The 23,643-nt window shown below is 72.0% G+C and carries 19 protein-coding genes; 5 read left to right on the forward strand and 14 right to left on the reverse strand.

Going from position 1 to position 23,643, the window contains the following annotated elements:
• Positions 1 to 220: 220 nt before the first annotated feature.
• Together IG64_RS27795 and IG64_RS27800 are read left to right on the forward strand one after the other, a co-directional pair.
• Positions 221 to 1,285 (forward strand): lipoate--protein ligase family protein, encoded by a 1,065-nt coding sequence (locus tag IG64_RS27795; RefSeq protein WP_037861152.1) that lies wholly within the window; start codon positions 221 to 223, stop codon positions 1,283 to 1,285.
• 172 nt (positions 1,286 to 1,457) lie between these two features.
• Positions 1,458 to 2,183, forward strand: a complete 726-nt coding sequence (locus IG64_RS27800) for a hypothetical protein (RefSeq protein ID WP_037861153.1) — start codon at positions 1,458 to 1,460, stop codon at positions 2,181 to 2,183.
• A gap of 102 nt (positions 2,184 to 2,285) precedes the next feature.
• On the opposite strand, the gene IG64_RS27805 is transcribed toward IG64_RS27800, so the two are convergent.
• From IG64_RS27805 to IG64_RS27835, 7 genes are all read right to left on the reverse strand, one after another.
• A complete protein-coding gene (locus IG64_RS27805; RefSeq protein ID WP_037861154.1) occupies positions 2,286 to 3,815 on the reverse strand; it encodes an NCS1 family nucleobase:cation symporter-1 in 1,530 nt (509 codons plus the stop codon).
• A 30-nt stretch (positions 3,816 to 3,845) separates the two neighbouring features.
• Positions 3,846 to 4,871 carry a TIGR03842 family LLM class F420-dependent oxidoreductase gene (locus IG64_RS27810; protein WP_037861156.1) on the reverse strand — a complete coding sequence of 342 codons (1,026 nt, stop codon included), beginning with the start codon at positions 4,869 to 4,871 and terminating at the stop codon, positions 3,846 to 3,848.
• 11 nt (positions 4,872 to 4,882) lie between these two features.
• The gene (hydA, locus tag IG64_RS27815) at positions 4,883 to 6,286 is read right to left on the reverse strand and encodes a dihydropyrimidinase (RefSeq protein ID WP_037861157.1); all 1,404 of its coding nucleotides are present in this window, start codon (positions 6,284 to 6,286) and stop codon (positions 4,883 to 4,885) included.
• A 32-nt stretch (positions 6,287 to 6,318) separates the two neighbouring features.
• Positions 6,319 to 7,161 carry a nitrilase-related carbon-nitrogen hydrolase gene (locus IG64_RS27820; RefSeq protein WP_037861158.1) on the reverse strand — a complete coding sequence of 281 codons (843 nt, stop codon included), beginning with the start codon at positions 7,159 to 7,161 and terminating at the stop codon, positions 6,319 to 6,321.
• A 219-nt stretch (positions 7,162 to 7,380) separates the two neighbouring features.
• On the reverse strand, positions 7,381 to 9,120 hold the full coding sequence (locus IG64_RS27825; protein WP_078884258.1) for a PucR family transcriptional regulator: 1,740 nt from the start codon (positions 9,118 to 9,120) through the stop codon (positions 7,381 to 7,383).
• Between the two features lie 55 nt (positions 9,121 to 9,175).
• The gene (locus tag IG64_RS27830; protein ID WP_037861160.1) at positions 9,176 to 10,459 is read right to left on the reverse strand and encodes an aspartate aminotransferase family protein; all 1,284 of its coding nucleotides are present in this window, start codon (positions 10,457 to 10,459) and stop codon (positions 9,176 to 9,178) included.
• Positions 10,456 to 11,298 (reverse strand): nitrilase-related carbon-nitrogen hydrolase, encoded by an 843-nt coding sequence (locus IG64_RS27835; RefSeq protein ID WP_037861161.1) that lies wholly within the window; start codon positions 11,296 to 11,298, stop codon positions 10,456 to 10,458. The genes IG64_RS27830 and IG64_RS27835 overlap by 4 nt, the downstream gene beginning before the upstream one ends.
• Before the next feature lie 303 nt (positions 11,299 to 11,601).
• Here IG64_RS27835 and IG64_RS27840 point away from each other — a divergent pair, with 303 nt between their 5' ends.
• Entirely contained in the window at positions 11,602 to 14,157 is a 2,556-nt protein-coding gene (locus IG64_RS27840) for an ATP-dependent Clp protease ATP-binding subunit (protein WP_037861163.1), read from the forward strand.
• Between the two features lie 343 nt (positions 14,158 to 14,500).
• Here IG64_RS27840 and ggt read toward each other — a convergent pair whose 3' ends face one another.
• The 6 genes from ggt to IG64_RS43115 form a co-directional block, all read right to left on the reverse strand.
• A complete protein-coding gene (gene ggt / locus IG64_RS27845) occupies positions 14,501 to 16,312 on the reverse strand; it encodes a gamma-glutamyltransferase (RefSeq protein WP_037861164.1) in 1,812 nt (603 codons plus the stop codon).
• 480 nt (positions 16,313 to 16,792) lie between these two features.
• A complete protein-coding gene (locus IG64_RS27850; protein WP_037861165.1) occupies positions 16,793 to 17,236 on the reverse strand; it encodes a DUF6278 family protein in 444 nt (147 codons plus the stop codon).
• Positions 17,237 to 17,501: 265 nt separating this feature from the next.
• Positions 17,502 to 18,281 (reverse strand): exodeoxyribonuclease III, encoded by a 780-nt coding sequence (locus IG64_RS27855; RefSeq protein ID WP_037861166.1) that lies wholly within the window; start codon positions 18,279 to 18,281, stop codon positions 17,502 to 17,504.
• Positions 18,282 to 18,353: 72 nt separating this feature from the next.
• Positions 18,354 to 18,989 carry an MBL fold metallo-hydrolase gene (locus IG64_RS27860; RefSeq protein ID WP_037861194.1) on the reverse strand — a complete coding sequence of 212 codons (636 nt, stop codon included), beginning with the start codon at positions 18,987 to 18,989 and terminating at the stop codon, positions 18,354 to 18,356.
• Between the two features lie 241 nt (positions 18,990 to 19,230).
• The gene (locus IG64_RS27865; protein ID WP_078884259.1) at positions 19,231 to 20,526 is read right to left on the reverse strand and encodes an alpha/beta fold hydrolase; all 1,296 of its coding nucleotides are present in this window, start codon (positions 20,524 to 20,526) and stop codon (positions 19,231 to 19,233) included.
• 342 nt (positions 20,527 to 20,868) lie between these two features.
• A complete protein-coding gene (locus IG64_RS43115; protein WP_078884260.1) occupies positions 20,869 to 21,093 on the reverse strand; it encodes a tyrosine-type recombinase/integrase in 225 nt (74 codons plus the stop codon).
• Between the two features lie 264 nt (positions 21,094 to 21,357).
• On the opposite strand from IG64_RS43115, the gene IG64_RS27870 reads away from it, so the two are divergent.
• The gene (locus IG64_RS27870) at positions 21,358 to 21,867 is read left to right on the forward strand and encodes an SUKH-4 family immunity protein (protein ID WP_037861168.1); all 510 of its coding nucleotides are present in this window, start codon (positions 21,358 to 21,360) and stop codon (positions 21,865 to 21,867) included.
• Positions 21,868 to 21,890: 23 nt separating this feature from the next.
• Here IG64_RS27870 and IG64_RS43330 read toward each other — a convergent pair.
• Positions 21,891 to 22,954 (reverse strand): IS630 family transposase gene (locus IG64_RS43330; protein WP_420709998.1). Its coding sequence is split into 2 segments (ribosomal slippage): positions 21,891 to 22,507 and positions 22,507 to 22,954, totalling 1,065 coding nucleotides; the frame shifts between segments, so codons are not numbered across the junction.
• 129 nt (positions 22,955 to 23,083) lie between these two features.
• Here IG64_RS43330 and IG64_RS42420 point away from each other — a divergent pair.
• Positions 23,084 to 23,239: a DUF6207 family protein gene (locus IG64_RS42420; protein ID WP_234438632.1), complete on the forward strand. Its 156-nt coding sequence runs from the start codon at positions 23,084 to 23,086 to the stop codon at positions 23,237 to 23,239.
• Positions 23,240 to 23,643 lie beyond the last annotated feature (404 nt).

Here is a 23,643-nt window from a genome sequence, read left to right on the forward strand (position 1 = left end):
TCATCAGGGGCGGTCCGGCGGGACTGTGATGGAAGCCATACTTCCGGGTCACAGGCGCATCACGGGTACGCGTCACCGGGATGCGCCCCGAGGACGCGTCACCGGTGCGCGTGACCGGCGGGCAGCACGGTGTGCGTCACCGGCCCGCGGCGCGGCAGCCCGGGAACACGGCGGCCGGCCCGGGCGTTGTCCCCTGCGGCAGCAAGGGAGGCCCGGGAAAGTGCACGGTGAGTACAAGGTGCCCGGCGGCAAGCTCGTCGTCGTGGACGTGGAGTCCGAGGACGGCGTGCTGCGGCGGGTGCGCGTGGCGGGCGACTTCTTCCTGGAGCCGGACGAGGCACTCGACGCGGTCAACGGCGCGCTGGAGGGCGCCCCGGCCGACACCGACGCGGCGGGGCTCGCCGCCCGGATCGACGCGGCCCTGCCCGAGGGCACCGTCATGTACGGGCTGACCTCGGAGGGCGTCGGGATCGCGGTGCGCCGCGCGCTGGCCCGTGCCACCGACTGGACCGACTACGACTGGCAGCTGATCCACGAGGGCCCGCAGTCTCCCGCCCTGCACATGGCGCTGGACGAGGTGCTGACCGCCGAGGTCGCCGCGGGCCGCCGCCCGCCGACCCTGCGGGTGTGGGAGTGGGCCTCCCCCGCTGTGATCATCGGCAGCTTCCAGTCGCTGCGCAACGAGGTGGACGCCGACGGCGCCGCCCGGCACGGTATCGAGGTGGTGCGCCGCATCTCCGGCGGCGGCGCGATGTTCGTCGAGCCGGGCAACACGATCACGTACTCGCTGTCGGTCCCCGAGGCGCTCGTGCAGGGACTGTCCTTCCAGGACAGCTACGCGTATCTGGACGACTGGGTGCTGGGCGCCCTCGGCGACATGGGCATCCGCGCCTGGTACCAGCCGCTGAACGACATCGCCACCGACCAGGGCAAGATCGCGGGCGCCGCGCAGAAGCGGATCGTCGGTCCCGGCGGCGGGCCCGGCGCCGTGCTGCACCACGTGACCATGTCCTACGACATCGACGCCGACAAGATGCTCGACGTGCTGCGGATCGGGCGGGAGAAGCTGTCCGACAAGGGCACGAGGAGCGCGAAGAAGCGGGTGGACCCGCTGCGCAGGCAGACCGGCCTGGCCCGCGAGACCGTCATCGAGCGGATGATCGAGTCCTTCGACGGGCGGTACGGGCTGACGGACGGCAAGGTCACCGGCGAGGAACTCGCCCGCGCCCGGGAACTGGCGCGCACCAAGTTCGGCACGTCCCAGTGGACGGCGCGCGTCCCCTGACGACCCCCGCCCCCTCGCGTCCTCCGCGCGCCCGGCCGGCGCCGGCCGCGTGAGCGCGCGAGCACGGAGCGAGTTGGCACTTCCGCCGCACAGGCGGGCGTGTGACACTGTCGTCCCGTCCACACTGCGGACGGCCCCCGCATCGTCCGTTCCCCCACACGAGAAGTGTGCCGTGCGTGATCTTCCCCTGCCGCTCGCACTCACCGCGCGGCTCAGCCCGGTCGTCGTAATCGCCTGTGCGGGCTGGGCGTTGACGTCCGGCCCGTTCGCCGCCCCGTCCGCCGACGGGCACGGCGCGGCCGGGCAGGGGGCCGGCGGCACCGGCACCCGGTCGGCCTCGTCGAACGGTTCGCCCCAGGTCCCCGGAGCGTCCTCGGCGTCGGCCGCGGCCGACCGGCCCAAGACCTACACGTCGGCCCCGGCGCCCTGCACCGCCGTCTCCACGAAGACCGTCACCGCGCTGGTGCCCGGTGCGAAGACGGCGGGCAAGGAGATCGCGTCGACGGACGAGAGCGTGCGCCGCACCTGTTCGTGGAACGCGCTCAAGGGCTACGACTACCGCTGGCTCGACGTGTCCTTCGAGGTGATGCGGTCCAACGAGGCGGCCACCACCGCCTACCAGCAGCGCACGGGCGAGAAGAGCGGCGGCGGAGCGGTCCCGGGCCTCGGGGACGCCGCGTACTCGGTGGTGAACCTCACCACCGAGGACAAGCAGCAGACCCGGGAGGGCGTGGTGCTGGTCCGGGCCGCCAACGCGCTGGTGGTGGTGACGTACAACGGCAGCGACTTCGAGACGAAGAAGGCGCCCGCCACGGACGGGATCAACAAGGGCGCGATCAAGGCCGCCAGGGAGGCGGTGGCGGCGCTGGTGAACAGCGGGGGCGGCCAGGGGAACTGACCGCCCCGTCCAGGTGCCCTCCCGTCCACGCCTGCGCCGGGCCGGGCCCGTCCCGCCGGACCGCCTCCTCCGTCCGGCCCGGCCGGCTCCGTCCGCCGCGTCTCAGCGGGCGGCGGACCGGTCCCGCAGGGCGGGCAGCGACAGCAGCAGGTACAGCACGGCCGACGTGCCCAGGCCCACCGCCCAGCCGTAGTCGGCCAGCGGCTTCAGGGCCGCGACGGGCCGGCCGTCGATCAGCGGATGGAAGTCCGCGCCGCCGACGGCCAGCACGCCGCCCACCACGAACGCGGTGACGGCCCGCCAGTTCCAGCCGTCCGCGTACCAGTAGCGCCCGCCCGGACGGTACAGGTCACCGAGGTCGAGCCGGGTACGGCGCAGGATCCAGTAGTCGGCGACGAGGATGCCCGCGACCGTGCCGAGCAGCCCGCCGACCAGACCGAGCCAGGTGAAGATGTAGCCCTGCGGGTCGGAGTAGAGCCTCCACGGGCAGATCACCACGGCGAGCACGGCCGTGACGAGCGCCCCGGTGCGGAAACTCACCTTGCGCGGGGCGACGTTGGAGAAATCGAAGGCCGGGGAGACCAGATTGGCGGCGATGTTCACCGACAGGGTCGCCACCAGCACGGTCACCAGCGCGTACAGCAGCCCGACCGTGCTGTCCGTCTTCGCCGCCAACTGCACGGGGTCCCAGACCGGTCGGCCGTAGACGGCCTGCGAACCCGAGGTGACGAGCACCGACAGGAACGCGAACAGCGTCATGGTGGTGGGCAGGCCCAGCGTCTGGCCCCAGGTCTGTGCCCGCTGGCTCCTGCCGTAGCGCGTGAAGTCGGGGATGTTCAGGGACAGCGTCGACCAGAAACCGATCATGCCCATCAGCGACGGCGCGAACAGTCGCCAGAAGTCCGCTCCCCAGCCGAGCCGGGAGGGCTGGTCGAACAGCGGGCCGAAGCCGCCGGCCTTGGCACTCATCCACCACAGCATCACCAGCGCGCCGACGAGCACGAAGGGCGCCGCCCAGTTCTCGAAGCGGCGGATGGTGTCCATGCCCCGGTAGATGATCGCGACCTCCATCGCCCAGAAGATCGCGAACGACAGCCACATCGTCCAGGCGTACCCGCCGATGCGGGAGGCGTCGCTCCAGCCGGACCCGATCAGCTTCCCGGCCAGGAAGTAGATCGCCTCACCGCCGATCCAGGTCTGGATGCCGAACCAGCCGCACGCCACCAACGCCCTCACGACTGCGGGCAGGTTGGCGCCGCGCACCCCGAAGGAGGCACGGGCGAAGACCGGGAAGGGGATGCCGTACTTGGGTCCCGCGTGGCCGGTGAGCAGCATCGGGACGAGCACGATCAGGTTGGCCGCGGCGATGGTGAACACCGCCTGCTTCCAGTCCATGCCGACGGCGATCAGTCCGGAGGCGAGGGTCCAGGAGGCCGTGTTGTGGGCCATGCCGACCCACAGGGCGGAGAAGCTGTACGTGGTCCAGGTGCGCCGTGCCACCGGGACCGGGAGCAGGTCGGCGTTGGCGTAGGGGCCGCTGGGCGGTGGAGTGCCGGGGGCGATCTCCACGCGCCCGTCGGGGAGGGTGACCTGTGCGGTCGGCGGTATGCCCGCGGGTGCGGTGTCGGTCATGGACGGCCCCAATCGAGAAGGGGTGCTCGGCTATCCGGGGTTGACGACGGGGATGACCTCTCGGCCGTACGCGTCGATCACGGCTTCCCGCGCGTCGTGCATGGCGTACACGGCGAACTGGTCCACGCCCAGTTCGCGCAGCGCGTTCAGCTTCTCGATGTGCTGTGCGACCGGTCCGATCACGCAGAACCGGTCGACGATCTCGTCGGGCACGAACGCGGTGTCCGGGTTGCCGCTGCGCCCGTGGTGCGCGTAGTCGTAGCCCTGGCGGGACTTGATGTAGTCGGTGAGGGCGCCGGGTACGGCGGCGGAGTGCTCGCCGTAGCGGGCGACCAGGTCGGCGACGTGGTTGCCGACCATGCCGCCGAACCACCGGCACTGCTCACGGGCGTGGGCGAGCGCCCCGGGCGAGTCGTCGGCGGTGACGTAGGCGGGTGCGGCCACGCACACCTTCACCTCGGCCGGGTCGCGTCCGGCGGCGACGGCGGCGTCCTTCACCGCCTTGACCATGTACTCGGTGAGGTACAGGTCGGCGAGCTGGAGGATGAAGCCGTCGGCCTCCTCGCCCGCCATCTTCAGGGCCTTGGGCCCGTACGCGGCCATCCAGACGGGTACTTCGGCGCCCGGGCCGACCCAGGGGAAGCGGACGACCGTGCCGCCGCCGAGGTCGGCCTCCTCTCCCCTGCCCAGCGCCCGGATGACCTTCATGGCCCCGCTGATGCGGGCCAGCGTATTGGGCTTGCGGCCGGCCACGCGCATCGCGGAGTCGCCGCGGCCGATGCCGCACACCGTGCGGTTGCCGAACATGTCGTTGAGGGTGGCGAAGGTGGAGGCGGTGACCTCCCAGGTGCGGGTGCCCGGGTTGGTGACCATCGGGCCGACGGTCAGGTGCTGCGTCCGGGCGAGGATCTGGCTGTGGATGACGAAGGGCTCCTGCCACAGCACGGCGGAGTCGAAGGTCCAGCCGTAGCGGAAGCCGTTGTGTTCGGCGCGCTGCATCAGGCTGATGACGCGCGAGGCCGGCGGGTCGGTCTGCAGGACGAGTCCGAAGTCCATGGGCGCCGCTCCTAGTCGAGGTACTGGCAGGTGGAGCGCGGGGTGTAGACGCCGTGGCCGGCGCGTCCGGTGTACTCCCGCTCGGTGATGACGGGCTCGCCGCGCGAGAGCACGGTCTCGACGCGGCCGGTGACCCGTTTGCCCTCGTACGCCGAGTAGTCGACGTTCATGTGGTGTGTCGCCGCGGACAGGACCTGCTCGGCGTGCGGGTCGTAGACGACGACGTCGGCGTCGGCGCCCGGGGCGATGGTGCCCTTCTTCGGGTACAGGCCGAACATGCGGGCCGGGGCGGCGCAGGCGATCTCGATCCAGCGGCGGCGCGAGATGTGCCCGTCGACGACGGCCTGGTGGAGCAGGTCCATGCGGTTCTCCACGCCCGGCAGTCCGTTGGGGATCTTGGAGAAGTCGCCGCGGCCCAGCTCCTTCTGGCCGGTGAAGCAGAAGGGGCAGTGGTCGGTGGAGACCACCTGGAGGTCGTCGGAGCGCAGCCCCCGCCACAGGGCCGCCTGGTGGTCCCGGGGGCGCAGGGGTGTGCTGCACACGTACTTCGCGCCCTCGAAGTCCGGTTCGGCGAGGTTGTCGGTGGACAGGAACAGGTACTGCGGGCAGGTCTCGCCGAAGACGGGCAGCCCCTCGTCGCGGGCCCGGGTCAGCTCGGCGACCGCCTCGCGCGCCGAGACGTGCACGACGTACAGCGGAGCGCCCGCCACCTGGGCGAGCCGGATCGCGCGGTGGGTGGCCTCGGCCTCCAGGAGCGCCTTGCGGACCTCGCCGTGGTGGCGCGGGTCGCTCTCGCCGCGGGCGAGGGCCTGGGCGACCAGGACGTCGATGGCCATGCCGTTCTCGGCGTGCATCATGATCAGCCCGCCGTTGCCGGCGGCGCGCTGCATGGCGCGCAGGATCTGCCCGTCGTCGCTGTAGAAGACCCCGGGATAGGCCATGAACTGCTTGAAGGAGGTCACGCCCTCCTCCACCAGCAGGTCCATCTCCTTGAGCGTCTCCTCGTTCACGTCGGAGACGATCATGTGGAAGCCGTAGTCGACGGCGCAGTTGCCCTCGGCCTTGGCGTGCCAGGCGTCCAGTCCCTCGCGCAGGGTGCCGCCCCTGGACTGGATCGCGAAGTCGACGATGGTGGTGGTGCCGCCCCAGGCCGCGGCCCGGGTGCCGGTCTCGAAGGTGTCCGAGGCGTAGGTGCCGCCGAAGGGCATCTCCATGTGGGTGTGTCCGTCGACGCCGCCCGGGATGACGTACTTGCCGGTGGCGTCGACGGTCCGCTCGGCGGTGAACGCCTCGGCGGCGGGGGTGCCGGACGCTGCGAGGGCGGCGATGCGGCCGTCCTCGATCAGGACGTCGGCGTGCATCTCGTCGGCGGCGGTGATGACGAGGCCGCCGCGGATGACGGTACGGCTGCTCATGGTCGCAACTCCTCCCGGTGGACGGGCGCCGGTCAGGGGGTGGTCAGCGGCGTGTACGCGCCCGGCGCCCGGTCGCGGTAGAACTGCCAGCGGTCGCGGACCTCTCGCAGCCTGGCCAGGTCCAGGTCGCGGACGACGAGTTCGGGTTCCTTGTCGCTCGCCACCTCGCCGACGAACCGCGCCTCGGGATCCACGAAGTACGACGTCCCGTAGAAGTCGTCGTCCCCGTACTCCTCGACGCCGACGCGGTTGATGGCGCCGACGAAGTACTCGTTGGCGACGGCCGCCGCCGGCTGTTCGAGCTGCCACAGGTAGCCGGACAGGCCGCGTGAGGTGGCCGACGGGTTGAAGACGATCTCCGCGCCGGCGAGGCCGAGCGCCCGCCAGCCCTCGGGGAAGTGCCGGTCGTAGCAGATGTAGACGCCGACCTTGCCGACGGCGGTCTCGAAGACGGGCCAGCCGCTGTTGCCGGGCCGGAAGTAGAACTTCTCCCAGAAGCCGTGCACCTGCGGGATGTGGGTCTTGCGGTACTTGCCCAGGTAGGAGCCGTCCGCGTCGATCACGGCGGCGGTGTTGTAGAGGACCCCCGGCTGCTCCTCCTCGTACATCGGCAGGACGAGGACGATGCCCAGTTCCCGGGCGAGCGCCTGGAAGCGGCGGACGGTGGGGCCCTCGGGGATCCGTTCGGCGTACGCGTAGAACGCGGGGTCCTGGACCTGGCAGAAGTACGGTCCGTAGAACAGCTCCTGGAAGCAGAGGACCTGGGCGCCCTGGGCTGCCGCGTCGCGCACCGCCTGCTCGTGCGCCGTGATCATGGACTCCTTGTCGCCGGTCCAGGCGGTCTGGAAGAGGGCGGCACGGATCACTCGGCTCATCGGAACCTCCGCTGCTGGGTCGGTGTGCGGTGAGCGTAGGCAGGGGACGGGCCCGGTTTTGAGGTGCACGGTGTCACGTCCCCCGGGGTGCGGCGTGCCACCGTGTCACCCTGACGCCGTTCCATGTCTCACCGCCCTTGCCGTCCGCCGCTCGTCATGCCGTTTCCGTGTCCGCGTCCCCCGCCGCGTCCCCTCCCGCGTCCTGGCGTCCTGTCCCGCTCACTGCCGCTGCGCGTCGTGCGCGAGGAGCGCGATGTGCACCGAGGCGGCCTGTTCGAAGTCGTCGAGATCGACTCCCAGGCGGCTCTGTATGGCTTCCAGGCGGCGGTAGAGCGCGGGCCGCGAGACGTGGTGCAGGCGGGCGGTGCGGGACTTGTTGCGGCCGGTGGCGAGGTAGGTGCGCAGCACGTCCAGCAGGTCCCGCGCGGTGCCGCACAGCAGTCCGTCCAGCTCCCGCTCGGCGAAGGACTGCACCTGCGGGTCGTCGCGCAGCAGCCGGACCAGCCCGCGCAGGTGGACGTCCTTCAGCCGGACCACGGCCGGCAGGTCCCGGGTGGAGGCGGCGTCCCCCACGGCGTCGGCCACGTGCCGCGCCTCCCGCAGCCCGGCGGGTACGTCGTCCCAGCCCGCGCGGGCCTCTCCGGCCGCCACGACCGGCCCGGCGTGCGGGGCGCCCGGGCCCGGGGGCGCCTGGTCCGGCCCGCCGTGTCCCGGGCCGGCGCACGGCCCGTCCGGCCCCGCGCGCAGCCGGGCCGCGAAGTGGGCGGTGAGGGTATCGGCGTCCTGGTCCCGGGGGAGGCTGAGGAGGACGGCGGTGAGGCCGGGGGACACTCCGGCGGCCAGGCCGGGCAGGCCCAGCAGCCGCAGCAACCGGTCGAGTCGGGCCGGGTCGGCGCCCCGTACGAACAGCGGCACGAAGGTGCGGCGGTTGACCGGGAGGCCGGCCGCCCGGGCCCGGGGCAGCAGCTGCCGGGCGGGCACGGCCTCGCCGATCAGGTCGGTCAGCAGGCTCTGCGCGGACTGTTCCTCCCAGGAGCCTCCCGCGGCGGCGCCGAGCATCCGGTGCAGGACCAGGGCCTCGGCGGCGCGGTCGGCCAGGAGCCGTCCGGCGGCGGCGTCCCCGCGGTGCCCGCAGAGCACGATCCGGCCCCATGTCCCGCCTCGGCCGCCGAGTTCGGCGCGGATCCAGCCGTCGCCCTCGCTGCGGCCGGCCTGCCGGGCGATGCGCTCCCAGTCGCGCAGGACGTCGTCCACCGCCGAGCGTTCCCCGGCGGTGGCGAGGACCCGGTGGGCGAGGTTGGTGACGACGACGGGACAGGCGCTGTGCCGGGCGATCTCGTCGAGCAGCGCCTGGAGCGGGGCGCCGGCGGTGATCAGGGCGGTGAGGGCGGTGCGCACGGCCTCCGAGAGGCTGACCGAGGCGAACTTCCGCCGCACCAGACGGGACTGGACCTCCTCGGTCAGTTCGGCGAACGGGAAGGGCCGGTGCAGGACGACCAGCGGCAGCCCACACCGCTCGGCGGCCCGGCGCATCACCTCGGGCGGCGCGGGGAACGCCCGCCCGAGGCCCAGGACCACGGCCGCGGCCTCCGCGCGGTGCAGGGAGCGGATGTACTCGGCCTGTTTCTCCTCGTCCCCGGCGAGCAGCACGCCGGTGGTGAGCACCATCTCGCCGCCGCTGAGCATCACGCCGACGTCGGCGGCCTCGGCGACGTGCACCCAGCGCACGGGCCGGTCGAGCCGGTGCGCGCCGGCCACCACCTCGGGCTCCCCTGCGAGCACGCGCTCCAGGGCGAGCACCTGGCGGACGGACAGGGCGGACGGAACGGACGGGGCGGACGGGCCGGTCTCCGGCGCGGGGCGGGCGGCCGGTCCCGGGCGGCCGGGTTCCCGGGGGCCGCGGGCGGCCGGTCCCGGGCGGCCGTGGGCGGCCGGCGGCCGGTCCGAGGCGGTGGTCATGGGCGGCACTCCCCTCTTCTCGCCTGGCGCCGCGGGGTGCGCCTCGGGCGCGCCCTCAGTGGGCGGCGCGCAGGGCGTCCGCCAGGATCGCGGCGCCCTCCTCGGCCTCGGCGACGGTCAGGGACAGCGGCGGGGCGATGCGCAGCGCGCTGGTGTCGTGGCCGCCGCCCTTGCCGATGAGGAGGCCGCCTTCCCTGGCCGCCTCCAGCACGGCGGCCGCGGCCTGCGGGTCCGCCTCGTCGGTGCCGGGCCGGGCCAGTTCGACGCCGATCATGAGCCCGCGTCCGCGTACCTCCCGTACGCCGGGCAGCCCCGCGGCGACGGCCCGCAGACGCTCGATGAGCAGTCCGCCGACCCGCCGGGCGTTGCCCTGGAGATCGTGTTCGACGAGGTGGTTGAGGTTGGCGAGGGCCGCGGCCATGGTGATCTGGGTGCCGCCGAACGTGGAGATGCTGTTGGCGTCCAGGCAGTTCATGATCTCGGCGCGGGCGATGACCCCGCCGACGGACATGCCGTTGCCGATGCCCTTGGCGAAGGTGACGATGTCCGGCGGCCCGCTGCGCCCGTGCGCCTGCCAGCCCCAGAAGTGGTCGCCGGTGCGGCCCCAGCCGGTCTGCACCTCGTCGGCGATCCACAGGATGCCGTGTTCCTTCAGGACGTCCCGGAAGGCGGCGTACAGGCCGTCGGGCGGGGAGGTGAAGCCGCCGACCCCCTGGACGGGTTCGGCGATGAGCGCGGCGGGCGGGCGGGTGTGACCGAGGAGGTCCTTGAGGTCGTCGACGCAGGCCGCGACGAACCCGGCGTCGTCCAGGTGCGCGAAGGGGCCGCGGGTGCGGACGCCGCCGTGGACGTACAGCGTCTGCAGCGGGGACAGGGAGCTGGGCGACCAGGAGCGGTTGCCGGTGATGCCGACCGTGCTGAAGGAGCGGCCGTGGTAGCTGTTGCGCATGGCCAGGACCGTGTTGCTGCGCCGGTACGCCGTCGCCAGCAGCAGCGCGGTGTCGTTGGCCTCGGTGCCCGAGGTGGTGAAGAAGACCCGGGCGTCCGGGATGCCGCTCAACTGGGCGATGCGCTCGGCCAGTTCGACCATCGGACGGTTGAGGTAGAGGGTCGAGGAGTGGATGATCCGGGCGGCCTGCTCGCTCACCGCCTTGGTGACCTCGGGCAGCGCGTGCGCGGTCATGGTGGTCAGGATGCCACCGAAGAAGTCCAGGTAGCGGCGGCCCTCGGCGTCCCAGACGTGGCGGCCCTCACCGTGGGTGATCTCCAGCGGGTCCTCGTAGTAGAGGGCGAGCCAGTCGGGCAGCACGGCCCGGTGACGGTCGTACAGGTCGTTCACGGCTGCACCAGCCCTTCGTAGGCGTCGGGGCGGCGGTCGCGGTAGAAGGCCCACTGCTGCCGCACCTCTTCGATGAGGTCGAGGTCGAGATCGCGGACGACCAGTTCCTCTCCGGCGTCACCGGCGGCGTCGCCGACGAACTGCCCGCGCGGGTCGACGAAGTACGACGTCCCGTAGAAGTCGTTGTCGCCGTACTCCTCGCGGCCCACGCGGTTGATCGCGGCGACGAAGTACTCGTTGGCGACGGCCGCGGCGGGCTGCTCCAGCCGCCACAGGTGGGAGGACAGACCGCGGTGGGTGGCGGACGGGTTGTAGACGAGCTGGGCGCCGTTGAGGCCGAGCTGCCGCCAGCCCTCGGGGAAGTGGCGGTCGTAGCAGATGTAGACGCCGACCCGGCCCACGGCGGTGTCGAAGACCGGCCAGCCGAGGTTGCCGGGCTTGAAGTAGTACTTCTCCCAGAAGCCCTTGACCTGCGGGATGTGGTGCTTGCGGTACTTGCCGAGATAGCTGCCGTCGGCGTCGATCACGGCGGCGGTGTTGTAGTAGAAGCCGGACCGCTCGACCTCGAAGACCGGGGCGACGACGACCATCCCCGTCTCCCGGGCGAGGTCCCGCATCCGGCGCACGGTCGGCCCGTCCGGGACCGGTTCGGCCCAGCGGTAGTGCTCCGGCTCCTGCACCTGGCAGAAGTAGGGCGCGTTGAAGACTTCCTGGAACCCGATGATCCGGGCACCGCGCCGGGCCGCCTCGCGGGCGTGCTCCTCGTGCTTGGCGACCATGGACTCGGTGTCGCCGGTCCAGGTGGCCTGGACCAGGGCCGCACGGACGACATTGGCCATGAGCTGCTCCTTCGGCGTACGTCAGAGCCTCTACGCCCGTAGAACACACGTAGAGGCACGAACGTAAGCCTCCCCGGCCGCCTTGCCAAGACCATCGTCGTGAACCCGCGGAGTCGATCCTGTTTCACACTCCGCTGGGTGAACCCCCGGGCACGGCGGCGGGGGCCCGCCCGGACCCGCACCCGCCGCCGGGCCGGCCGGCGCCCGACGTGCCCGGACCCGCGGAACATGCAACCGTGGGCATGAGCCCCGCTCACCCGGTTACCCGGCGGGAGCCACCCGTCAGCGAAGGAACGGAAAGCGATGACCAGCGGCTTCGTCGGCCCGGAGGGCGATCGCGACCCCTTCGGCGAATTCTTCGCCCGGTTCTTCGGCGGCACCCGCCCCGGTCCCCGGCACGTCGACATCGGCAGGCTCCTGAGCCAGCCCGCCCGGGAACTCGTCAAGGGCGCGGCCCAGTACGCCGCCGACCACGGCAGCCGGGACCTGGACACCGAGCACCTGCTGCGCGCGGCGCTCGCCACGGAACCCACCCGCAGTCTGCTCAGCAGGTCGGGCGCGGACCCCGACTCGCTCGCCACGCAGATCGACGAGCGGTCCGGGCCGGTGCAGAGCCCGCCGGGCGAGGCGCCGCCGCCCACGGCGCTCTCCCTCACCCCGGCCGTCAAGCGCGCCCTGCTGGACGCGCACGACATGGCGCGGGCCAGCGGCGCCGGGTACATCGGCCCCGAGCACGTGCTCAGCGCCCTGGCGATGAACCCCGACTCGGCGGCCGGGCACATCCTGAACGCGGCCCGGTTCGCCGCCTCCGGCCTGCCGTCCGAGGCCCCGGACACGGCCGCCCCGTCCGGTCCCGAGCGGCAGCAGCGCCCCACCGGCACGCCCACCCTGGACAAGTACGGGCGCGATCTGACCGACATGGCCCGCCAGGGCCGGATCGACCCGGTGATCGGCCGCGACCAGGAGATCGAACAGACCATCGAGGTGCTCTCCCGGCGGGGAAAGAACAATCCCGTGCTGATCGGTGACGCGGGCGTCGGCAAGACGGCCATCGTCGAGGGGCTCGCGCAGCGCATCGCCGACGGCGACGTGCCCGACATCCTGCTGGGCCGCCGCGTGGTGGCCCTGGACCTGACGGGCGTGGTCGCCGGCACCCGCTACCGGGGCGACTTCGAGGAGCGGCTGAACAACATCGTCACCGAGATCCGCACCCACTCCGAACACCTGATCGTCTTCATCGACGAGGTGCACACCGTGGTCGGCGCGGGCGGCGGCGGTGAGGGCGGTTCCATGGACGCGGGCAACATCCTCAAGCCCGCCCTGGCCCGCGGTGAGCTGCACATCGTGGGCGCGACCACCCTGGAGGAGTACCGGCGGATCGAGAAGGACGCGGCGCTGGCCCGCCGCTTCCAGCCGATCCTGGTGCCCGAGCCGACCGTCGCCGACGCGATCGAGATCCTGCGCGGGCTGCGCGACCGCTACGAGGCCCACCACCAGGTCCGCTACACCGACGAGGCCCTGGTCGCGGCCGTGGAGCTGTCCGACCGGTACCTGACCGACCGGCGGCTGCCGGACAAGGCGATCGACCTGATCGACCAGGCGGGCGCCCGCGTGCGGCTGCGGGCCCGGACCAAGGGCACGGACGTACGGGCCATGGAACGCGAGGTCGAACAGCTCGCCTGCGACAAGGACCAGGCGGTCGCGGACGAGCAGTACGAGCAGGCCACGCAGTTGCGCGACCGCATCAGCGAGCTGAAGCAGCGCATCGCCCTGGCGGGCGGCAGCGAGGAGGCCGACGAGGGGCAGCACCTGGAGGTGACCGCCGAGGCCATCGCCGAGGTGGTGTCCCGGCAGACCGGCATCCCCGTCAGCAGTCTCACCCAGGAGGAGAAGGAGCGCCTGCTCGGCCTGGAGGAGCACCTGCACCGGCGGGTCGTCGGCCAGGAGGAGGCCGTCGCCGTGGTCGCCGAGGCGGTGCTGCGCTCGCGCGCCGGCCTGGCCAGCCCCGACCGGCCGATCGGCAGCTTCCTGTTCCTCGGCCCGACCGGCGTCGGCAAGACCGAACTGGCCCGCGCCCTGGCCGAGGCGCTGTTCGGCAGCGAGGACCGGATGGTCCGCCTGGACATGAGCGAGTACCAGGAACGGCACACCGTCAGCCGCCTGGTGGGCGCCCCGCCCGGCTACGTCGGCCACGAGGAGGCCGGCCAGCTCACCGAGGTCGTGCGCCGGCACCCGTACTCCCTGCTGCTGCTCGACGAGGTGGAGAAGGCGCACCCGGACGTCTTCAACATCCTGCTCCAGGTCCTGGACGACGGGCGGCTGACCGACTCCCAGGGCCGCACGGTGGACTTCGCCAACACCGTCATCGTGATGACCAGCAACCTCGGTTCCGAGGCGATCACCCGGCGCGGTGCCGGGATCGGGTTCGGCTCGGGCGGCGCGGAGGCGGACGAGGAGGCGCGGCGTGAGCAGATCCTGCGCCCGCTGCGGGAGCACTTCCGGCCCGAGTTCCTCAACCGCATCGACGAGATCGTCGTCTTCCGCCAGCTCACCGCCGAGCAGTTGCGGCAGATCACCGACCTGCTGCTGGAGAAGACGCGGCGGCTGCTGCACGCGCAGGGCGTGGCCGTCGAGTTCACCGACGCGGCCGTGGACTGGCTGGCGCAGCGCGGCTACCAGCCGGAGTACGGCGCCCGTCCGCTGCGCCGCACCATCCAGCGCGAGGTGGACAACCAGCTCTCCCGGCTGCTCCTGGACGGGCGGGTCGGCGAGGGCAGCCGGGTCACGGTGGACGCGGAGGACGGCCGGCTCGCGTTCCGCCCGCAGGGCGGGGAGCCCGCCCCGGCACCCACCGAGTGACGACGGCGCGGGGCGCCGGGGGCGGGCCTCACCGCTGAGGGCCGCCCCCGGCGCCCGTCATGCGTACGGACCGGTCCCGGTGTCCCGCGCGTGCACACGGACGGCTTCCCGCCGCCCCGCCTGCGCACGGACCGGTCCGGGCGTCCCGCGCACGCACGGGCCGCTCCCGGAGTCCTGCGTGCGTACGTGCGGTCCCGTCGGACCGCACGCGCTGTGCCTGACGGACGGCGTGCGCGCCATGGGCGTACGGACGGCTACGGGGCCGGGTGGACGGCCTGCGCGCGCCACGGGGCCGGATGGACGGCGTACGGGCCTGCCGAGCCGGCCGGGCGGCCTGCGGGCGTCACGGGGCCGGGCGGACGACCATCGCCGAGCCGCCGCCCCTGCGCACCTTCTCCGCCGCCGCCAGCCACCTGCCGTCCGGCAGCCGCTGCACGCCGGTGGCCGCGCCGATCTCCGGGTTGAGCTTGAAGGAGTGCCCGATCGCCTCCAGTTGCTTCCTCAGCGGACTGTCGTAGAGGGCGGGTTCGAGTTCGGTCTGGGCGGCGTTGCGCTGGCTGGCGCGGGGCGCGGCGATGGCGTCGACGAGCGGCAGGTGCCGGTCGAGGAACCCGGTCAGCGTCTGCAGCACGGTGGTGATGATGGTCGCGCCGCCGGGCGAACCGAGCGCCACCACCGGCCGGTTGTGCCCGTCCAGCACGATCGTCGGGGAGATCGACGACCGCGGGCGCTTGCCCGGCCCCGGCAGGTTCGGGTCGTGCACGGCCGGGTTGGCCGGCGTGAAGGAGAAGTCCGTCAGCTCGTTGTTGAGCAGGAAGCCCCGGCCCGGCACGGTGATGCCGCTGCCGCCGGTCTGTTCGATGGTGAGGGTGTAGGAGACGACGTTGCCCCACCGGTCGGCGGTCGTCAGGTGCGTGGTGTTCTCGCCCTCGTACGTCGTCGGCGCGGCCGTCCCGCCGGTGCCGCAGGCGGCGGGCCGGTTCGGGTCGCCGGGCGCGAGCGGGCTGGTGAGGACGGCGTCGTCCTTGATCAGGCAGGCGCGGGAGTCGGCAAACCGCTGGGAGAGCAGGCCGCGGGTGGGGACGTTCTCGAAGGACGGGTCACCGACCCAGCGTCCGCGGTCGGCGAAGGCGATGCGGCTCGCCTCGATGTAGTGGTGCAGGTACTGCGTCTCGCTCGCCCTGGAGAGGTTCGTCCGCTCCAGGATGTTCAGCGCCTCGCCGACGGTGGTGCCGCCGGAGGAGGAGGGCGCGATGGAGTACACGTTCAGACCGCGGTACGAAGTGCGCGTGGGCGCCTGGAGCTTGGCGCGGTAGACCGCGAGGTCCTTCTCGGCGAGTTTGCCCGGCCGGGCGTTCCAGCCCGAACCGGGGTCGACGGGCGGGTGGTTGACGGTGTCGACGATCTCGTCGCCGAGGTCGCCGTGGTAGACGGCGCCGACGCCCTTCCTGGCCAGCTCCTCGTAGGTGCGGGCGAGGTCGGGGTTCTTGAAGGTCGAGCCGACGGCAGGGAGCCGCCCGCCCGGCAGGAACAGCTTCGCGGTGTCCGGGAAGTAGCGGAAGCGGGTCTCGTTGGACGCCGTCTGCGAGCGGAAGGTGTCGTCGACGGTGAAGCCGTCGCGGGCGAGGCGCTCCGCGGGCTTCAGCACCGTTCCGAGCCGCTTGCTGCCCCACTCGTCGAGGGCCTTCTGCCAGGTGGCGGGGGTGCCCGGGGTGCCGACGCTCAGGCCGCTGGTGACGGCGGCGTCGAAGGAGAGCGGCTTGCCGTGTTCCGTGAAGAGGTCCTCGTCGGCGCTGAGCGGCGCGGTCTCCCGGCCGTCGATGGTGTGCACCGTGCGGGACCTGGCGTCGTAGTAGACGAAGTAGCCGCCTCCGCCGATGCCGGCGGAGTAGGGCTCGGTGACGCCGAGGGCGGCGGCGGTGGCCACGGCCGCGTCGACGGCGTTGCCGCCCTTCTTCAGCACCTCGATGCCGGCGGCGGAGGCGTCCGCGTCGACGCTCGCGACGGCACCGCCGTAGCCGACGGCCACGGGGACCTTCCTGGCCGGTTCCGGCCGCGCGTCCGGGTGCGCGGCGGGCGGTGCAGCCGCTCCCACCGACACCACTGCGGCCGAGACCGCCAGGACCGTGAGTTTCCGTACTCCGCAACGACGCATCCGCACCTCCAGTCAGAGACCGTCCGCGCAGCCTATTGCATTGCCATGATCCCGTCAGGACCGTCCGACCACGGTACCGCCGGAGCCGGATCAGCGCCTCACTCGGCCGGCCCGTACGCCCGGCGTGGTCGAACTCGCGGCCGATGTGACGCGGGCGGCACGGGCGCCGCTCCCTGGACCGGTACGGGACGGGTCTCCCGCCGAGCACAACCCGCCCGGCGCACAGCTGACCTTCTCCTCGCCTGCGGACGACCCGGAGTGGCTGTCCGTACCGCCGCGCGAGCAGTGATCTCCGGCTGCCGCCGGCCGGGTATGGCTCTGTGGACCGCTGCCCCCTGAGACGGTCGCGAACGCCACATCGTAGTCGAGGTTCGGCCCGATGCGTCCTCCGGTGGCGAGGAATGCCCGCAGCCCGCGGCCTCCGGGGAAGGCCATCGGCTGCTTTGCGGGGTTGCTGCAATCTCCGCCCTCGCGCGGGTCTCAGCCCTCCGCGACCTCCGCGTAGAGCTGGGAGAGTTCCGGTACGCCCTCCTCGGCCCACGCGTGTCCCGCCTCCACGACGACGATCTCCCGGCCGGAGGCGAGCCGTACGACCGGGTGCCCGTCGGGCCACAACTCCCAGACGGCTCCCGGCACCGTACGCACGATGACCGTGCCCAGATACAGCCCGGCGTCGATGCCGAGCCGGCCCGCCGTGTCGGCGTCGTCGCGCCAGCGCGGCAGCAGCTGGTCGAGCGCCTCCAGGGAGGCGGCCGACCCGTCGAGCCGCACACCGGCCTCAGCGGCCAGGGCGCGCAACTGTTCGCAGGTGGAAAAGAGCTCGGCGAGATCCGCCGGGGTCGGAGAGCCGTCCGCGGAGACGACGGTGACGCCGACCGCGGGTGTGTGCTTCTTGCGCCGGTTGCCCGTGAAGCGGAAGGCCATGCACTCAGCGTGGCACCGCCACCACGCCACGCGCCACAGGGGCGACGGCCTGAACCGCCGTGGACCGGCGGCACGCCGGGCGCACGCCGGCCTGCGCGCGCAGTGGGCGCAACTGCGGGGCGTACGCCGGGCGCCCGGGTGCGCGCGGCCGGGAGAGGCGCGTACGAAGGGCGCACTGGGCAGAGGCTCGTACGAGGGGCGCACCCGGGTGGTACGCGTACGAGGGGCGTGCGCCCGGGTGGTACGCGGAGGTGGCACCCGGCGCCTACACGTCCAAGTCGACCACCACGGGCGCGTGGTCGGAGGCGCCCTTGCCCTTGCGCTCCTCACGGTCCACGTAGGCGTCGGTGACGGCCTTGGCGAAGGGTTCGTTGCCGTACACCAGGTCGATGCGCATGCCGCGGTTCTTGGGGAAGCAGAGCTGGCGGTAGTCCCAGTAGGTGAAGGGGTGCTCGTACTTCAGGGGCCGGGGCACCACGTCGGCGAGGCCCGCCTCGCGCAGGGAGGCGAGGGCGGCGCGCTCGGCCGGGGTGACGTGGGTGGCGCCCTCGAAGGCCGAGCGGTCGTAGACGTCGTCGTCCGTCGGCGCGACGTTGTAGTCGCCGAGGACGGCGAACGGGCGGCTGCCGGACGCGTCACCCGCGACGGCCGCCCTCAGTGCCTCGAACCACTGCAGTTTGTAGGCGTAGTGCGGGTGGTCGACCTCACGTCCGTTGGGCACGTAGACCGACCAGACGCGGACCGGGCCGCAGGTCGCGGAGAGGGCGCGGGGTTCGCGCGCCCCGTCGTAGCCCGGGTCGCCGGGCAGGCCCTTGACCACGTCCTCAAGGCCCACCCGGGAGAGGACCGCCACGCCGTTCCACCGGCCGGTGGCGTGGACCGCCGCCTCGTAGCCCAGCTCGCGCAGCGGGTCGAACGGGAACTGGTCCTCGGCGATCTTGGCCTCCTGGAGGCACAGCACGTCGGTGCCGCTGCTCTCCAGCCAGGCGAGCAGCCGCGGGAGGCGGGCGGTGATCGAGTTCACGTTCCAGGTCGCGATGCGCATGCCTCACAACCTACCGGGCGGCACTGACAGCCCCCGCCGGACGGCCCCTCCCCCGCCTCCGGAGCCGGTGCCTCACACGTCGGCGGAGCCGCCCGGGGCCAGCCGCAGGTGCTCGGCGCCGCCCAGGGTGCCGATCTGGTGGTCGTAGACCGGGCGGGCGAGGTCGGTCAGGAGCGCGTCGTGGATGTCGTACGCCCGCTGCGGCTTGACCTCCCTGACGTAGTCGATCACTTCCGCGATCTTGTTCCAGGGCGCCATGACCGGGAGCATCAGGGTCTCGACGGGCCGGCCGGGCACCGTGAGGGCGTCACCGGGGTGGAAGACCTTGCCGCCGTCGATCAGGTAGCCGACGTTGGTGATGCGCGGGATGTCCGGGTGGATCACGGCGTGCAGCTCGCCGTGCACCTGTACGTCGAAGCCGGCGGCGGTGAAGGTGTCGCCGTGGCCGACGGTGTGCACGCGGCCCGGGAAGGCCGCCGAGATCTTCTCCGCCACCGCCCGCAGGGTCCAGATCTCGGCGCCAGGGTTCGCGTCCATGGCCGCCCTCAGCCGGGACTCGTCGAAGTGGTCCATGTGCTCGTGCGTGATCAGGACGGCCTCGGCTCCGACCGCGGCGTCCTCCTCGCTGAAGGTGCCGGGGTCGATGACGAGCGTGCGGCCGTCCTTCTCCAGGCGGACGCAGGCGTGCGACTTCTTCGTGAGCTTCATGCGCCCCATCTTGCCGCGCACGCCGGACACACGGCCTGTCCAGGGTGGTGCTCCTGGTGCCCGGCTGGACGATCACCACGCACGCGCGGGCCGCCGCTCGCCGGTGCGGTGTCACTCCGTGGGAGCCGTCACCCATGGGAGCGGTGTCACCCGGTGAGAGCGGTACCACTCTGTGGGAACGGTGTCACTCGGTGGGAGCAGTGTCACCCCGTGGGAGGGATGCCACTCCGTGGGAACGGTGTCACTCGGTGGGAGTCGTCTCCTCCTGTATGACCCGCTGGGCCACACGGAAGGCGCTGCCCGCGGCGGGCATGCCGCAGTAGACCGCCGTCTGGAGCAGCACCTCCTTGATCTCGTCCGGGGTGAGGCCGTTGCGCAGGGCGGCCCGGGTGTGGGCGGCCAGGTCCTCCAGGTGACCGCCGACGGCGAGAGCGGTGAGCGCGACGCAACTGCGGGTGCGCCGGTCCAGGCCGGGGCGGTCCCAGACACCGCCCCAGGTGGAGCGGGTGAGGAACTCCTGGAAGTCCCCCGAGAACTCGTCGGCCTGCTCCAGCTCCCGGTCCACGTGCGCGTCGCCGAGCACCTCGCGCCGGATCTTGAGACCGGTGTCGTACGGGTCCGGCCCGCCCGTGGGCTGCGGCGGCACCGCCGCCGGGGCGATCTCGGCGATCGGCGGAGTCTGCGGCGGCGGGGCCAGCACGGGCTTGACCGGGGCCGCGACGATCGCCATCTGCCCGGTGCTGGACTCGAAGGCGGGCTGCCAGGCCGTGGAGAAGTGCCGCACCAGCAGGTCGGTCACGGCGGCGGGCTGCTCCACCGGGACCAGGTGGGAGGCGCCGGGCACGACGGCCAGACGGGCGTCCGGGATGCCGGCGACCAGCGTGCGGGCCTCGGCGGGGCCGGTGACCTGGTCGTCGGAACCGACCAGGACCAGCGTGGGAACGCCGATCCGGCCGAGTTCGCCACGGACGTCGAAGGAGGCCAGCGCCTCGCAGGCGGCGATGTAGCAGCCGGGGTCGGTGGTGCGGACCATCTGCACGGCCCAGTCGGTGATCGCGGGCTGGGCGGCGGCGAACCCGGTGGTGAACCAGCGGTCCGGGGACGTACGGGCGATGGGGTCCAGCCCGTTCGTCCGGACGATCACCCCGCGCTGGCGGAACTCGTCCGCCGTGCCGAAGCGGGGCGAGGCCGCGATCAGGGCGAGGGAGGCGAGGCGCTCCGGGTGGCGCAGGGCCAGCTCGACGCCGATCGCGCCGCCGAGCGCGCAGCCGGCGTAACCGAAGCGCTGCACGCCGAGCCCGTCGAGGGTGGCCAGCAGCCGGGAGGTCAGGTCCCCCACCGAACCGGCCGGATGGGCGGGCGCGCCGCCGTGTCCCGGCAGGTCGAACCGGAAGACACGCCATTGCTTCGTCAGCTCCGGAACCTGCCGGTCCCACATGTGCCATGTGGTACCCAGTGAGGGACCGAGGATCAGGACGGGAGCCTCTTCCGGCCCGTCAAAGCGGTATTGCAGGGTGTTCGACGGTGTCTCACTCACGCCCCGCACCCTCTCACGTCTCACAAAATCTCACACAGCCGGGGGAAGCGGCCTGGCCCGATGCATCCGCGGCTCGGCTCGTCGGGCACTGCCGACGGCCTCATCGATCGAGCCTGAGCCTCTCAGGGTGCACGGGCGGCCTTGACGCAGCGTGTCCTGCTGGCCGCGCTCGCGTCTGGTCCCCACGTCGACGCACGCTTCCTTCGTCAGCATAGCTGTCGGCAGTTCCCAGTTTGCAGCAAAGCGTGTGGCACCGTCCCGAAGGCCGGGACGACGAGGCGGGAAACCGTTCGGGCCACTCCGTTCAGCACCCGATACCCCCCTTGGAGTACGTCGCCGGCCTCACGCGCGACCGTTCGGCTCACCGTGCAGGTCATCCCATGTGCTGGCGGCTTCGCGGAGGTCCTCCACATCTGGCTTCACGTACCACTTCTTCGTGGTCTTCACGTTCGTGTGCCCGGCCCACCGGGCGAGGATGTGATCCGACACACCGTTGTTTGCAAGGGAGGTGAGGCAGGAGGCACGAGCGTCGTAGAGACGCACTCTGCGCAGGCCAAGGACCTCCATTAACCTCGCTGCTGTTTCAGACGGACATGTTCGGTGAGGGCTTCGATTCGTTTCACGTTCTTCCCGGCTCGTGACGTGGGCATAGGGCGTTCTGAACCGGCTGCGTGGTCCTGCCCTCGCGGAGTGTGTACGGGGCGAGCGATCGGTGGCTCGTCACGCTTCTGAACTTGAACAGGTGATGTCGGAGTCGGCTGCCCGGCGGGAGTTGCCCGCCTCGCGGGCCTATGGGTGTTGCCGGGTAGTCCATCGGGAGAGGATCTTCCCGTGAGCCAGCCCCTGCCGCAGTTGCCGAAGCCCGAGTTCGTCTTGATCACCATCGAGGCGCCACCCGAGGTGCCCACCCAGATCGCTGTCGATCTCAGGGAGACCGGCATCCCAGGCGGTTTGATCGGATACGAGTACCGGCCACTGAGTGAGCCGGTGTACTTCGGGGGGATCGGTGAACGGGGGCTGGTCGCCATCGCGATGAGCGGCCTGTTCGGACGTATCGCCGTCGATGTGGCCAGTGGTCACGTGGTGCAGATCCCCCATGTCGAGTCATCGACAACCCATCACGTGAACCGCGACCTCGACTCCTTCAGCCGATGCATCGCGGCCGTGATCGCACGCTTCCCGTTCTATGCGGAGGGCGACGAGGAGAGGCTCGAGGAGGTGGCGGAAGAACTGCGCGAGCTCGTCTCCGGCATCGACGGGACCGCTCTCGCGGACAACGGGTTCTGGGAGACCTTCTGCGACGACGTGGCGATCGGAGACTATGCGGACTGGGATGCGTGATCCGGACCAGTCCCCGACGTTGGTCAGCCGTCCAGGCTCAGGCCGGTGGCAGTTATGCAGCCGTCGACGAGGTCAGGGCGGTACTGGATCTTCTTGAGCCGACGTTTCACGGCTCGCGTGATCTCGCTGAGGTCCGCGGCGGCCAGGTTGCCCAGGTCACGCTTCACCAGCGCCCAGATGCCCTCGGTCGGATTGAGGTCAGGGGCGTAAGCCGGCAGTTGGAACACGGTCAGCCAATCGGCATTCGCCTTGATGAATTCCTTCATGCCGGCGGTCAGATGGAGGCGGACGTTGTCCCAGACCAGCACGATCGGGCCCCCAAGCTGGATACGAGCGCGGACGACCAGGTCGCGGAAGTCCCGCCAGCCGAAGCCCTTCGGCTCATCCTTGCGGCCCCGATACTCGCGGATCGCATAGATGAGCCGGGACCGCCGGCCCGGCTTGAAGCAGGCCATGCCCGCCATCGACACCCGCCCGGAGCCCCGACCCCGTACCCTCACCACCGGGGTCTTTCCGATCCGGCCCCAGGTCCTGGCACGCGGCGGAGTCATCGACTGCCCGGCCTCGTCCTCGAAGACGATCCAGGCACCGCGCTCCGCCGCGGTCCTCTTACCCGCGGCCAGGTCTCCTTCTTCCACACCTCGACCGCATCATCGTCCCGCTCGATGGCGCGCCGGGCCGGCTGCTGCCAGCTCCAGCCATGCCGCTTCAGCAACCGCCACGTGCCCTCGACGGTGTAGGAGACGTGGAACAGCCGGCCGATCAACGTCTTGACCCGCGACAGCGTCCATCGCTGGTCCGCCCAGCCGTGGACCAACGGGCCACGCTCCAACTCCCTCTCGAGCCTGGCGACCTGCGTTTCGCTGAGCCGGGACCGTCCCAGAGAGCCCTGCGACAGGACCCCGCCCTGGCCGCGCTCGCGCCAGGCCCGGCGCCACCGCTCCACCGACCGCTCGCTCACCCGCAGTGCGGCGGCGACCTCTCGGTTCTTCTCCCCGGCCTCGAAACGGACGACAGCCTGCAACCGGATCCGCTCCCGCGCGGCCCTCTCGGTGTCGGTCAGCCCACCACCCTGCGCATATCTCACTCCTGAGGACCTACCGGCGCCAGCAGCCGCTGTCAGGCGAACCCGCCCGACATCACTCGATCAAGTTCAGTTGCGCACGATGTAGTCGACCGCGAGTCGGCCCAAGTGGCCCGGCCGGGCCTGGCCGTGGTGGAGGTCGCTGCCGCCGATGACGCGACAGTTTTCGCTGTCCAGGAACTGCTCGCCGGGCAGTGCGCGGTGACGCCGGCGGCTCGTACGACCCGGGAGCCTGGTGAGTCCGGCGTGCGGCTGCAGTTCTTTGTGGATCTTCAGCAAGACTCCTGACACGACGACATCGGGTCAAGCCGCCTAGGGCACAGCGGTCAGGCCGTCGATGCACTGGCAGTTGAGCGAATCCATGAGTGGGCAAGCCGTCCTCACGGACGGCTTGCCCAGACTCCCCGGAGACGCGCAGCCAACCGCGACGCCTGAACAGCCCTCGCGTCTTCGGTACCTGCACTTGGGCCTCCGTGCCGGCCGCACCCTGCATGACCGGCATGCAGGGTACGAATGATGGAGCTCGTTGGACTTCTCCACCCCGTGCTCAGAGGTGGGACAGACCTGCTCACCGGCCACGGACGGCACTGCGAGATTGCTCCACAGCACGACGGCGAGTTCGTCCTCCCCCGCGCACGAAGCCACCAGCCTGCGCAGCTCGTCCGCATCGAACAAATCGCACCGCTCGATCA

The sequence above is a fragment of the Streptomyces sp. NRRL S-340 genome (assembly GCF_000720185.1).
Lineage (GTDB): Bacteria > Actinomycetota > Actinomycetes > Streptomycetales > Streptomycetaceae > Streptomyces.

Excerpts from the sequence above, each read along its gene's own strand:
- IG64_RS27805 (WP_037861154.1), bottom strand. The coding sequence starts at position 3,815 with ATGACCGACACCGCACCCGCGGGCATACCGCCGACCGCACAGGTCACC.
- IG64_RS27810 (WP_037861156.1), bottom strand. The coding sequence starts at position 4,871 with ATGGACTTCGGACTCGTCCTGCAGACCGACCCGCCGGCCTCGCGCGTC.
- hydA (WP_037861157.1), bottom strand. The coding sequence starts at position 6,286 with ATGAGCAGCCGTACCGTCATCCGCGGCGGCCTCGTCATCACCGCCGCC.
- IG64_RS27820 (WP_037861158.1), bottom strand. The coding sequence starts at position 7,161 with ATGAGCCGAGTGATCCGTGCCGCCCTCTTCCAGACCGCCTGGACCGGC.
- IG64_RS27825 (WP_078884258.1), bottom strand. The coding sequence starts at position 9,120 with ATGACCACCGCCTCGGACCGGCCGCCGGCCGCCCACGGCCGCCCGGGA.
- IG64_RS27835 (WP_037861161.1), bottom strand. The coding sequence starts at position 11,298 with ATGGCCAATGTCGTCCGTGCGGCCCTGGTCCAGGCCACCTGGACCGGC.
- IG64_RS27840 (WP_037861163.1), top strand. The coding sequence starts at position 11,602 with ATGACCAGCGGCTTCGTCGGCCCGGAGGGCGATCGCGACCCCTTCGGC.
- ggt (WP_037861164.1), bottom strand. The coding sequence starts at position 16,312 with ATGCGTCGTTGCGGAGTACGGAAACTCACGGTCCTGGCGGTCTCGGCC.
- IG64_RS27850 (WP_037861165.1), bottom strand. The coding sequence starts at position 17,236 with ATGGCCTTCCGCTTCACGGGCAACCGGCGCAAGAAGCACACACCCGCG.
- IG64_RS27855 (WP_037861166.1), bottom strand. The coding sequence starts at position 18,281 with ATGCGCATCGCGACCTGGAACGTGAACTCGATCACCGCCCGCCTCCCG.
- IG64_RS27860 (WP_037861194.1), bottom strand. The coding sequence starts at position 18,989 with ATGAAGCTCACGAAGAAGTCGCACGCCTGCGTCCGCCTGGAGAAGGAC.
- IG64_RS43115 (WP_078884260.1), bottom strand. The coding sequence starts at position 21,093 with ATGGAGGTCCTTGGCCTGCGCAGAGTGCGTCTCTACGACGCTCGTGCC.